This window comes from Pseudonocardia xinjiangensis (assembly GCF_012911925.1).
In the GTDB taxonomy this organism is placed as follows: Bacteria; Actinomycetota; Actinomycetes; order Mycobacteriales; family Pseudonocardiaceae; genus Pseudonocardia; species Pseudonocardia xinjiangensis.
Map to the genome: position 1 here is coordinate 1 of NZ_JAAXKY010000202.1, position 11,013 is coordinate 11,013.

Annotated in this window: 11 protein-coding genes and 1 pseudogene; 3 read left to right on the forward strand and 9 right to left on the reverse strand. The window is 72.0% G+C overall.

Going from position 1 to position 11,013, the window contains the following annotated elements; genetic code table 11:
* Nucleotides 1–431 (reverse strand): annotated as a pseudogene (locus tag HF577_RS34340) (substrate-binding domain-containing protein); the annotation flags it as partial.
* 193 nt (nt 432–624) lie between these two features.
* On the opposite strand from HF577_RS34340, the gene HF577_RS34345 reads away from it, so the two are divergent.
* Both HF577_RS34345 and HF577_RS34350 read left to right on the forward strand, forming a co-directional pair.
* Nucleotides 625–1,368: a DUF3152 domain-containing protein gene (locus HF577_RS34345; RefSeq protein WP_211175284.1), complete on the forward strand. Its 744-nt coding sequence runs from the start codon at nt 625–627 to the stop codon at nt 1,366–1,368.
* Nucleotides 1,369–1,413: 45 nt separating this feature from the next.
* Nucleotides 1,414–2,265, forward strand: a complete 852-nt coding sequence (locus tag HF577_RS34350) for a class I SAM-dependent methyltransferase (protein WP_169400174.1) — start codon at nt 1,414–1,416, stop codon at nt 2,263–2,265.
* A 40-nt stretch (nt 2,266–2,305) separates the two neighbouring features.
* Here the strand turns inward: HF577_RS34350 and HF577_RS34355 are convergent, their stop codons facing one another.
* The 3 genes from HF577_RS34355 to HF577_RS34365 form a co-directional block, all read right to left on the reverse strand.
* On the reverse strand, nt 2,306–2,914 hold the full coding sequence (locus HF577_RS34355; protein ID WP_169400175.1) for a GNAT family N-acetyltransferase: 609 nt from the start codon (nt 2,912–2,914) through the stop codon (nt 2,306–2,308).
* An 83-nt stretch (nt 2,915–2,997) separates the two neighbouring features.
* Nucleotides 2,998–3,321 (reverse strand): hypothetical protein, encoded by a 324-nt coding sequence (locus HF577_RS34360; RefSeq protein WP_169400176.1) that lies wholly within the window; start codon nt 3,319–3,321, stop codon nt 2,998–3,000.
* 194 nt (nt 3,322–3,515) lie between these two features.
* Nucleotides 3,516–3,992, reverse strand: coding sequence for a MarR family winged helix-turn-helix transcriptional regulator (locus HF577_RS34365; protein ID WP_169400177.1), 477 nt, complete (start codon nt 3,990–3,992; stop codon nt 3,516–3,518).
* 114 nt (nt 3,993–4,106) lie between these two features.
* Here HF577_RS34365 and HF577_RS34370 point away from each other — a divergent pair, with 114 nt between their 5' ends.
* On the forward strand, nt 4,107–5,303 hold the full coding sequence (locus HF577_RS34370) for an FAD-dependent monooxygenase (RefSeq protein ID WP_169400178.1): 1,197 nt from the start codon (nt 4,107–4,109) through the stop codon (nt 5,301–5,303).
* A gap of 24 nt (nt 5,304–5,327) precedes the next feature.
* On the opposite strand, the gene HF577_RS34375 is transcribed toward HF577_RS34370, so the two are convergent.
* From HF577_RS34375 to HF577_RS34395, 5 genes are all read right to left on the reverse strand, one after another.
* Nucleotides 5,328–6,122: a 5-formyltetrahydrofolate cyclo-ligase gene (locus tag HF577_RS34375; protein WP_312859567.1), complete on the reverse strand. Its 795-nt coding sequence runs from the start codon at nt 6,120–6,122 to the stop codon at nt 5,328–5,330.
* Nucleotides 6,119–6,928, reverse strand: a complete 810-nt coding sequence (locus HF577_RS34380; RefSeq protein ID WP_169400179.1) for an SDR family NAD(P)-dependent oxidoreductase — start codon at nt 6,926–6,928, stop codon at nt 6,119–6,121. The genes HF577_RS34375 and HF577_RS34380 overlap by 4 nt, the downstream gene beginning before the upstream one ends.
* Nucleotides 6,929–6,941: 13 nt before the next feature.
* The gene (locus HF577_RS34385) at nt 6,942–8,531 is read right to left on the reverse strand and encodes an alpha-amylase family protein (protein ID WP_169400180.1); all 1,590 of its coding nucleotides are present in this window, start codon (nt 8,529–8,531) and stop codon (nt 6,942–6,944) included.
* Nucleotides 8,528–9,493, reverse strand: a complete 966-nt coding sequence (locus HF577_RS34390; RefSeq protein ID WP_169400181.1) for a TIGR03885 family FMN-dependent LLM class oxidoreductase — start codon at nt 9,491–9,493, stop codon at nt 8,528–8,530. Before HF577_RS34390 ends, HF577_RS34385 begins: the two co-directional genes overlap by 4 nt.
* 104 nt (nt 9,494–9,597) lie before the next feature.
* On the reverse strand, nt 9,598–10,893 hold the full coding sequence (locus HF577_RS34395) for a hemolysin family protein (RefSeq protein ID WP_169400182.1): 1,296 nt from the start codon (nt 10,891–10,893) through the stop codon (nt 9,598–9,600).
* Nucleotides 10,894–11,013 lie beyond the last annotated feature (120 nt).

Below are 11,013 nucleotides of genomic sequence, written 5' to 3' on the forward strand. Positions count from 1 at the left end.
GCGGGGGGCCGGGGATGGGTGAGCAGCGTGTTCCACGACACCGGCCGCGTGGGGTTGCCGTACCGCCCGGCGTCGGCCTCCGGCAGGACCAGCACCACCGGCGACGAGGCCAGCGACGACCGCTGGTCGACCACCGAGCCCGACGCGGTGTCCAGGGTGTCGAGGGCGAGCGAGGAGTCGGGGATCCAGATGGTGGGCAGTCCGGGTGCGTTCTCGCGGATCTCGTCCGCCTGCGTGGACGGTGCGTCGACCACCCGGATGTCGGCGCACTGCGCCGCGCCGCTGCGCTCGCCCGCGAGGGCCTGGCGAACGCTCTCGGCCACCACGGGGTCGGCTGCGATGGTCACGGTCGCGGGGCGGCACAGGGTGAAGGTCCGCATCCCGATCACGACGCCGGCGCCGACAACGACCAGCACGGTGACGGTCACCACGGGCCAGCGCCGTCGTTGTCCGCCCTTCCGGTGCCGGCCGCCCAACTCCACCCCTCCCCGCAGTTACCCGCTGTAGCTAACCGGACGAGGAGGCGGAGCACCACAGGCCATTCGGTGCGGAACGTGATCACTGAGCGTCCTCATGGTGGGTCTCCGGAGGGCAGGATCACCGGATCGGTGACAGTGTGACTCGGTGCTTTCGGCGAAACGCGGCGCACGGCTGGTGCCGGTCGCCCTCGTGCTCGGCGTGGTACCACTCACGGCCGTGGGCGCGGCCGGACCTGCACCGCAGCCCGGCCCCGGCCCGGTCGTCGCCGCCGGCCCGGAACCGCTCGCGGACCGGGCCGTGCCCGTCCCCACCGTGGCGACGCCGGCCGGTCCCGACGTCATCGCCGGCGTCGTCGTCCGCCTGGTCCCGCAGGCCGGGACGGGCACGTTCAGCGTGGTCCCGGGTTCGGAGCCGGCGCCGGGGGCGGGGCCACTGCGGACGGTCCGGGTGGAGGTCGAGAACGGGCTCCCCGTCGAGGTCACCGCCTTCGCCCGGTTCGTGATGCGCACGCTCAACGACGCGCGCGGCTGGGGCCACGACGGCGCGATGACCTTCGCACGCACCGCGGGCGACGCGGAGATCGTCGTGCGGCTCGCCAGCCCGGAGACCACCGGCCGGTTGTGCGAACCGCTCGACACCGCGGGCCCGCTGTCGTGCCGGGTCGGAGCGCACGCGGTGGTCAACCACTACCGCTGGGTGGAAGGCTCCCCGGACTATCACGGCGACCTCACCGCCTACCGGAGCTACGTGGTCAACCACGAGGTCGGGCACGTCCTCGGCCACGATCACGTGAACTGCCCTGCCCCCTCGGCGCCCGCTCCTGTGATGCAGCAGCAGTCCCTGGGGCTGAACGGCTGCAACCCCAACCCGTGGCCCTATCCGGGCTGATGGGGGGAGAGGGCGCTCCGACGGCGGTCCCGGCAGGATGGTGGGATGGCAGACCGGGACCGACGTGACCTCGGTCGGGTGTTCGACGAAGTGCCGGAGCTCTACGACCGGGTCCGTCCGGGATACCCCGACGAGCTGTTCTCGGACCTCGCCGCCATCACCGGCGCCGACGAGAAGGCGTCGGTGCTCGAGGTGGGGTGCGGTACCGGCCAGGCGACCCGGTCGCTGGCAGCACTCGGGTGCTCGGTCACCGCCGTCGAGCCCGGCGCGGGAATGGCCGCACTCGCCCGTCGACGGACCGCCCCCTTCCGCAACGTCGATGTCGAGCTGTCGACGTTCGAGGAGTGGGCCGACCGCGGTCGGCGCTTCGATGTCCTCGTCGCCGCGTCGGCGTGGCACTGGGTCGATCCGGCGGTCGGCTGGCAGCGGGCGCACGATGTGCTCTCCCCCGGAGGTTGGCTGGCGTTGCTCGCCCACGTCGTCGTCCGCCGTCCGGGAGAGCCGGAGGTGTACGCCGAGTCCGCCGATCTGCACGAGCTGTTCGCCCCCGGGAACCCCGCCTGGGGTCATCCGCCGCTCGAGGATGACGTGCGCACGACCGACGAGGGTTGGGGACCGGACGACGATCCCGGCGGCTTGTTCCGCCGGCCGATCGTGCGCTGGTACCCGACGGTCCAGTGGTTCGACGGGGACGGCTTCGCCGATCTCCTCCGCTCGACGTCGCTGTACCGCAGGCTCGACCACGACGTCCGCGAGCCCCTCCTCGACGCGGTCGCCGACCGCATTCGCACGCGGATGGACGACCGGGCCTCCCGGCGCTACCTGAGCGTCCTCCGGGTCGGACAGCGCGCCGCCGGCCGACATGAGCGGCCCCGGCCGGAGGACCAGGCAGGGTGAGCTCACCAACGCGACCCGCGCGGTGGTCAACCACGAGGCCCTATCCGGGCTGATCGCCTGGTCGACGCGGAATGAGAACCGTTCCTCGCCGAGGGCTGCGGCTCCACTCCTCGCGGGTGAGCGCGTACTCCACCTCGCCGTGTTCGGACCCGTCGAGAGGATGGGGCCAGTCGACATGAAACGTGCGGACGTACCGGAGTCCGGATTTCTCCAGTACCCGGCGCGAGCCCCGGTTCACGGCCATCGTCGTAGCAACCACCCGTTGCACGCCCAGCTCGGTGAACCCCATCTCGACCAGCGCAATCGACCCCTCGGTGGCGAATCCGCGCCCCCACGCGGCCTTGTGGAGCCGGTATCCGAGCTCGATCTCGCCGGGAGTGGGCTGCTCCACCAGTTGCGGGCGGAAAAGGAACCAGCCCAGAAAGGTGCCGGTCTGCTTCTCGAGCGCGGCGAAGTACCCGAACCGGGGGTGACGCTCGTAGAGGGCGAACCACTGAGGCAGGGTGGTGTCTCGCACGTGCTCGCGCGTGGCCGGCCGGTCCAGGTACCGCATCACGGCGGGGTCGGAGTGCAGGGCGTGGACATCGTCCAGGTCTGCGGTCGTGAACCGCCGTAGCCGTAGGCGGTCGGTCTCCAGGTGATCCGTCACCCGGGCGAGTGTCGGCGCAGACCGCGCCGCTCACCACGGATTTTCCCAGGTGATCCGTTCGACCGTGCGCTGGTGCGCGGAGGCTACCGGTACGGCTCGGTCTCCCGGAGACTCAGCGCCGAGGCCGGGACGAGCGCGTCCCGGTGTTCGGCCACGATCGCGCCGTACGAGTCGCAGACTGCGAACCGCACGATCCCGAACCAGCGGCCGTCCACGGCCCGTTCCCACCGTGCGAGTACGCCGGGGACCCGACCCGTGGGCACCAGGAGCCGGCCAGGTGGCGGGTCGTCCTCGGGGCCGGCCGTCGGGTCGTCCGGTGGCCCGTAGAAGATCTCGAGATCCACCCAGACCGGGCGGTCCAACGGGCGTGGTGGCTGGCTGGTGGTCGACGACCACGACTCGTACACGGCTACCCCTCCATCGATGGTGATCGACGGCCGGGGGAAGCGGCCAGCGGTTACGCGCTCAGGATTGCATGGTGGTGGCCCCAGGCATCTGCCGGTGGAGGAGTGACGCAGCCGCGGAACGCATTTCGGAGCCGTAATGCTGTCGTGCGGCCGCTCCAGCAGCAGTACGGCCCCGTAGTGCGGTGGTCGTGCTCTCAGTCGTCCAGGGCGGACAGTTGGGTGGAGAGGTCGTCGACCAGTCGGCCGAGCAGGCGCCCAAGATCCTGTCGGTCTTGTTCCGGCCAGCCGGCCAGGGCGTCGGTGAACCATCCGAGCACGGTGTGCAGGTAGCGCTCGATGACCGCGGTCCCGTCCGGGGTCAGGGCGATCAGCCGGGCTCGCTGGTCGAGGGGGTCGGTGACGCGCTGGACCAGTCCGCGTCGCTCGAGGCCGTTCACCTGGCGGGTCACGTGGGGGCCGACGACCTGCTGCCGGTCGGCGATCTCGCCGATCCGCAGTGGACGGTCGGCCGTGTGCAGCACGGCGAGCACCGACATCGCCGGCCTCTCCAGCGTGATCCCGGCGCTCTCCAGTGCCCGCTCGTACACCCGGCCACGGTTCAGCACGTTGCTGAGCTGGGTGAGGCGGGGGAGCAGGGCCGACAGGGGACCGTCGGTGTGCGGGACGTTCATCGCGATCCTTCTAGATAGCTAAGTTAGGTATATAGTCCGGTGATGGCGGTGTCGAGAAGAGTCGCGCTCGCCGCCGCAAAGGATACCTAAGGTACACACCAAAAGGAGAGACCGATGAGCGCTTCATCGAAGGGGACGGTCCTGGTCTCCGGCGCGAGCATTGCCGGACCTGCGCTGGCGTACTGGCTGCACCGGTTCGGCTTCGAGGTCACGGTCGTGGAGCGGGCGGCTGCCCTGCGCGGCGGCGGTTACCCGATCGACATCCGCGGCACCGCGATCGAGGTCGTCGACCGCATGGGACTGCTTCCGCAGGTCCGCGCCGCCCACGTCGACGTCCGCCGCATCACCTACCTCGACGCCGACGGCAGCCCGCTGGGCTCGCTGCGCCCCGAGGCCATCACGGGCGGGACGGAGGGCCGCGACGTCGAGGTGCCCCGCGGCGACCTGGCCGACGCCCTGTACGGCGCCGTCGGCGACGATGTCGGGTTCCGCTTCGACGACTCGATCCTCGCCCTGCACGACGACGGGGCCGGCGTGGACGTGACGTTCCGCAACGGCGACCGGTGCAGGTTCGACCTGGTCGTGGGGGCCGACGGCCTGCACTCGAACACCAGGAGCCTGGTGTTCGGGCCGGAGGAGCAGTTCCATCACTACCTCGGCCGGTGCTTCGCCGGGTTCACGATGCCCAACGACCTCGGGTTGGCGCACGAGGGCGTCACGTGGAACACCCCGGGCAGGGGCGCGGTCCTGTACGCGCCGCGGGAGGACGGCGTGCTGCACGCCTTCCTCAACTTCGCCCGGCCCGAGCCGCCCTTCGACGCCTTCCGGACTCCCGAAGCCCAGCGTGACCTCGTCGCGTCCGTGTTCGATGGCGCAGGCTGGGAGGTTCCGCGCATGGTGGCCGCCATGCGCACGGCCGACGACCTCTTCTTCGACGTCGTCAGCCAGATCCGCATGTCCGCCTGGTCGCGCGGGCGGGTCGCCCTCGTCGGTGACGCCGCCTACGCCCCGTCGTTCCTGTCCGGGCAGGGGTCGAGCGTGGCACTGGTCGGCGCGTACGTGCTCGCGGGTGAGCTCGCGAGCACTGCCGACCACACGGCCGCGTTCGCGGCGTACGAGCACCGGATGCGGGAGTTCGTCCGGATGAACCAGGGGCTCGCCGCCGCAGGCGGCGCCTTCGTCGCTCCCCGCACCGCCGAGGAGCTGGCGCTGCGGAACCAGGCGCTGCGTGATCCCGCCGGGCTCCCGGGCGACGACGGCCGCACCGCCAACTCGGCATTGGCCCTGCCCGCCTACGCACACGCCGGATGACGGACGGGCCGCGCCCCGACCGCCCTATCGGAGCTGATCGTGTGACAGGGCCCGGAGCAGCGGGATCGCGGCGATCTTCTCCTCGGTGAGCTCGGCCCACCGGATCCCGTCGGCGGGGCGGGCGCCGCGGCTGGCGCGGCAGTCCAGCACGCGCTCCGGGGTCACCACGAGGTCGACCGGTGCGTCGTGCGCCGCTGTCGGGATCACGCCGGCGGGGCGCACCTGCAACTCGTGCACGGTGGTGACGACGAGTGTGTCGGGGCCGATCAAGCCGGCGGCGGTGGCGAGGGCGAACTCCAGGTCGGCGAAGCCGCCGCCCTTACCGAGCCGCGCCCCGTCCTCCCCGACGGCGACGCAGCCGCTGACCACCAGGTCCACCGGCGACAGCTGGGCCACCGCGACGCGGCGGGCCGAGCGGGTGGCGCCGGCGATCGAGGCCGCCTTGCGCGGCGGATCCTCGAGGTGGTCGGGGTCGAGCAGGAAGAACGGCTCCGGCTCCGCCAGCCGCGGCACGGCCATGTAGACGGTCTTGCCGTCCTGCAGTGCCCGCTGGCGCACCGGGAGCTGCGCCGAGTCGGGGTTCGACTTGACGGTCCGTGCGGCCCGCCAGACGTCGGTGGCGCGGAGCCGTTCCGCCGCCGCCTCCGCCCCGGTGAAGTTCGAGATGCGGTTGCGCGCGCCGGGGAAGCGCGCCACCCGGGCCTCGGTGAGGGCGGTCCACACCTCGTCGCGCAGGGCGGCCTTGGCCGCCAGCAGCTCCGGGTCGCCGCCGGCGTCGTGGTCGTGACGCCGGCGGCGACCCGATCCGTTCGCGGTCACGTGCTCGTCCGGCGCCGGTCGCCCTGGGCCCGCAGCAACGACAGCACGGGCAGGGCCACGCGGGGGAGCAGTGAGCCGAACCGCATGAGCCCCGCCCGGTGGGTCGGCAGGGAACGCACCACGCGCCGCCCGTCGAGCAGCGCGACGGCCGCGTCCGCGACCGCAGCGGGGGTGAGCAGGCTCCGCTGCGAGAACAGGAGCGCGACGTCCGGGCTCGCCTGCTCGTCCCGCACGAGCGCGGTGTCGGCGGCGTCGGGGCACAGCGCATGGACCCGGACGGGCACGCGCGCGAGGTCGAGATCGCCCTGCAGGCTCGTGCTGAAGCTCAGCACCGCCGCCTTCGTCGCCGCGTACACGGCGAGCCCGGGCACCGGCCCGTGCGCCGACATCGACGCGATGTTGAGCACGTGCCCGCCCCGCTCCCGCATCAGCTCCACGGCGGCCCGGGAGCCGTGGACGACGCCCATGACGTTGACGTCCACCATCAGCGCCTGGTGCTCCTCCGGCTGCTCCCACGCCCGTCCGGAGCGCAGCACACCGGCGTTGTTCACCCACACCGTCACCGGGCCCAGCTGCGCGGCCGCGGCCGCGACGCGGCGATGCTCGGCCGCGTCGCGCGCATCGGCGACGATGCCGGTGACCTGCGCACCGGAGGCCGCCAGCTCCGCCGCGGTGGCGGAGACGGCGGCGGCGTCCAGGTCGGTGATGACCACCCGGTGCCCGCGGGCCAGGAGGCGACGAGCGATCTCCCGACCCAGCCCGCGGGCTGCTCCGGTGACAACAGCAACACTGCCGGCGCGACTCACGGCCGACACTGTGTCACTGTTCCGCGCAGCGCAGCCACCGACACCCGTAGGGCGGCAACGTCACCGCGATCGTGCCGTCGTCCCCGACCTTGACCGGGCCCCGGCGGGGATCGAGGACGTCGACCAGCTCCATTCCGGCAAGTGCCGGCACAACCGGGGCGGCGTCGATCTCGGCGTCGGCGAAGTTGTGCAGCGCCACCACCGTGGTGCCGTCGGTGCCGCAGCTGTGCGCGAACACCGGCCGGGCGTCCGAACCTGGATCGAGCACCGTGCAGGCGCCCCACGCCAGCTCCGGGCACGCCCGGTAGCTGTCGACGAGCAGCCGCATCCAGGACAGCAGCGAGTCGGGATCGGGCTGCTGTTCCTGCACCGCCGCCCAGTCCATGTCCGAGCGCACCGCGAACCGGCCGGGCAGGCTCAGGTCCTCGCCCATGCCGATCTCCTCGCCGTAGTAGAGCACCGGCGTGCCCGGCAGGGAGAACAGCAGGCTGTAGACCATCCGGATCCGGCGCTGGTCGCCGCCGAGCATCGGCGGGAGACGCCGGCGCAGGCCGCGGCCGTAGAGCTGCATGTCCTCGTCGGGCCCGAAGGCGTCGAAGACCTCCTTGCGCTGGGCGTCGGTGAGCTTGTCGAGCGTCAGCTCGTCGTGGTTGCGCACGAACGTGGCCCAGTGGCCGTCCTCGGGCGGGTCGGGCCGGTGCCGCAGCGCTTCGGCGAGCGGCTCGGCGTCGGCCCGCGCCAGCGCGAGGTACATCTGCTGCATGCCGATGAAGTCGAAGCACATCGTCAGCTCGTCGGTGGAGCCGCCGCCGTCGTTCGCCCCGAAGAACGGCATCGTGTCCGGGTACGGCAGGTTGACCTCGCCGAGGAGCACGGCCTCGCCGTTGCGCCTGCGCAGGAACGCGCTGAGGTCGGCGAGGTAGTCGTGCGGGTCCGGGAGCGCGTCCGCGTCGGCCAGGCCGTCGGTCTCCAGCAGGAACGGGACGGCGTCGACGCGGAAACCGGAGAGCCCGAGCTCCATCCAGAAGCCCATGATCCGTGCGATCTCGTCACGGACCTCGGGGTTGGCCACGTCGAGGTCGGGCTGGTGCTTGTAGAACCGGTGCAGGTAGTACTGCTTCGCCTTCCGGTCGTACTCCCACAGGCTCGTCTCCTGGTCCGGGAACACGACGCCCTGCGGGCCGTCGGCCGGCGGCTTGTCCTGCCAGACGTACCAGTCGCGGTAGGGCGAGTCGGGGCTGCTGCGGGCGCTCTGGAACCACGGGTGCTGGGCCGAGGTGTGGTTGACGACGAGGTCGGCGATCACCCGCATGCCGCGGTCGCGGGCGGTGCGGATCAGCTCCACCATGTCGCCGAGGGAGCCGAGGCGCTCGTCGACCCCGTAGAAGTCGGTGATGTCGTAGCCGTCGTCACGGTCGGGCGTGGGGAAGAACGGCATGAGCCACAGGCAGGTGACGCCGAGACGGTCGAGGTGGTCGATCTTCTGGATCAGGCCGCGGATGTCACCGCAGCCGTCACCGTTGCCGTCGGCGTAGGTCTCGATGTCGAGGCAGTAGATGACGGCGTTCTTCCACCACAGGTCCGAGGTGCGCGTGAGTTTCACACGGCCTCCCGGAGCTGGGGGAGGACCTTGGCGCCGAACGCGTCCAGGAACGCGTCCTGCTCCTGGCCGACGTGGTGCAGCGCGATCTCGTCGAAGCCCAGCGCCGCGTACTCCGCGAGCTGCGCAGTGTGCCGGCCGAGGTCACTGGAGATGTGCACCGACTTGCGCACCAGCTCCAGCGGGACGTGCTCGGAGACAGCGTCGAACACCTCGGCCGAGTCGATGTCCCAGCAGGCCGGCGGCGGGAAGACGTTGCTGCGCCACTGGTCCATGGCGACCGCCTCGGCCGTCCGTTCGTCGGGGTCCCATGACAGGTGGACCTGCAGGTGCAGCCGGCCACGCCCGCCAGCGTCCCGGTAGGCGCCGACGATCTCGCGCAGCGTCTCGACCGGCTGGTTGATCGTGATCAGGCCGTCGGCCCACTCCGCGCACCAGCGTGCGGTGGCGACGCTCACCGCGGCCCCGACCAGGGGCGGCGGCTCCTCGGGCAGGGTCCAGATGCGCGCCCTGTCAACGGTGACGAGCCCGTCGTGGCTCACCTCCTCGCCGTTCAGCAGCGCGCGGATCACGTCGACGCACTCGCGCAGGCGGGCGTTGCGCACGTCCTTGCGGGGCCAGTCGTCCCCGGTGATGTGCTCGTTGCTCGCCTCGCCGGTGCCCAGCGCCGCCCAGAACCGGCCCGGGTACATCGCGCCGAGCGTGCCGATGGCCTGCGCGATGATCGCCGGGTGGTAGCGCTGCCCCGGGGCGTTGACCACGCCGAACGGCAGTGAGGTGGCCTGCAGCGCGGCTCCGAGCCAGGACCAGGCGAACGCGGACTGTCCTTGGCGGGCGCTCCACGGAGAGATGTGGTCCGACGACATCGCCGCGTCGAACCCGGCTTCCTCGGCGCGGCGCACCGCGGCCAACAGGACACTCGGATGTATCTGCTCGTGTGAAGCATGGAACCCGAAAAGCGTCATGATGTTCTCTACCCGCCGCACCGGCCTGCGGAATCGCCCAGTTCGTCCGATTCTGTCACGATGTTGATCGCTGCAGGTCAGCGGCGGTGTGATCGCCGGAACGGTCAGGCGGGCGGGCTCGGCTGTGGCGCGACCTCGTCCACGCGGACCCGCGCCACCCGCCTCCCGTCCATCTCGGTCACCGTGAACCGGTGGGGCCCGAGACGCACCGCGTCGCCCGCCTGTGGCACCCGGCCCAGCCGCGTCTGCACGAACCCGCCGAGCGTCTCGTAGGGGCCGTCCGGCAGCTGGACGCCGGCCTGGTCGGCCACCTCCTCGCGGTGCAGCAGCCCGTCGAGCTCCGACTCGTCCGCGCCGGGGCTGCGCTGCGGGTCGTACTCGTCCTCGATCTCGCCCACCAGCTGCTCGAGGATGTCCTCCAGCGTGACGATCCCCGCCGTGCCGCCGTACTCGTCCACGACGACGGCCAGGTGCGCGCGCTGGGCACGAAGCTCCGGGAGCGCCTCGAACAGCCGCTTCCCGTTCGGGAGCAGGGGCACGGGGCGCGCGAGCCTGCGCAGCGTCCGGTGCTCCGCCCCGGGCTCGGTGTGCAGCACCGTGAGCAGGTCGCGGACGTGGACGACGCCCACCACCTCGTCCGCATCGGCGCCGATGACGGGATAGCGGGAGTGGGTGCCGCGCAGCACGACGCCTGCCGCGTCGGCCACGGTCGAGTCGGCCTCGAGGAAGTCGACCTCCGTGCGGGGCACCATCACGGTCCCGACCGAGCGGTCGGCCGCGGCGAAGACGTCACCGAGGACGCGCCGCTCCTCCTGGCCCAGGCTGCGGTGCGTGCTGACCATGTCGCGCAGCTCCTCGGCGCTCACGTCGGCGTCGCTCGCCTTCGGATCGAGGCCGAGCAGGCGGACGACGGCGTCGGTGGAGACGCCGAGGACCCAGATGAGCGGCCGGCTCAGCCTGGCCACGCGGTCGAGGACGGGGGCGACGCCGCGGGCGATGGCCTCCGGCCGCTGCAGCGCCAGGCGCTTCGGGGCCAGCTCGCCGAGGACGAGTGAGAGGTAGGAGATCGCGATGGTGACGACGATGAACGCGATCGAGCCCGCGAGAGCCGGATGCAGCCCCCAGCCACTCAGCACGGCCCCGAGCGGCTCGGACAGCGTCGAGCCGCCGTACGCCGCGGAGAAGAACCCGGCGAGCGTCACGCCGATCTGCACGGCGGACAGGAACCGGTTGGAGTCCTCGCGCAGGTGCGCGACCCGCGCACCGCGCCGGTCCTGCTCCGCCATGCGACGGACCTGGGAGTCGCGCAGCGTGACCAGCGCCATCTCCGACGCCGAGAAGAACCCGCCGATCAGCACGAACAGCAGGACGAGGCCCAGGCTGAACAGGATGTCGTTCACACTCGCGATTTTCCAGGAGATCACCGGAGGGAACTCGACCCGGGCGTCAGGAGGGGCGACTCGCGCACCGGAAACGGGCGACTCGCGTGGCGGAAATGGGCGACTCGCGGGGTGGAAACG

Excerpts from the sequence above, each read along its gene's own strand:
- HF577_RS34390 (WP_169400181.1), bottom strand. The coding sequence starts at position 9,493 with ATGACGCTTTTCGGGTTCCATGCTTCACACGAGCAGATACATCCGAGT.
- HF577_RS34370 (WP_169400178.1), top strand. The coding sequence starts at position 4,107 with ATGAGCGCTTCATCGAAGGGGACGGTCCTGGTCTCCGGCGCGAGCATT.
- HF577_RS34350 (WP_169400174.1), top strand. The coding sequence starts at position 1,414 with ATGGCAGACCGGGACCGACGTGACCTCGGTCGGGTGTTCGACGAAGTG.
- HF577_RS34365 (WP_169400177.1), bottom strand. The coding sequence starts at position 3,992 with ATGAACGTCCCGCACACCGACGGTCCCCTGTCGGCCCTGCTCCCCCGC.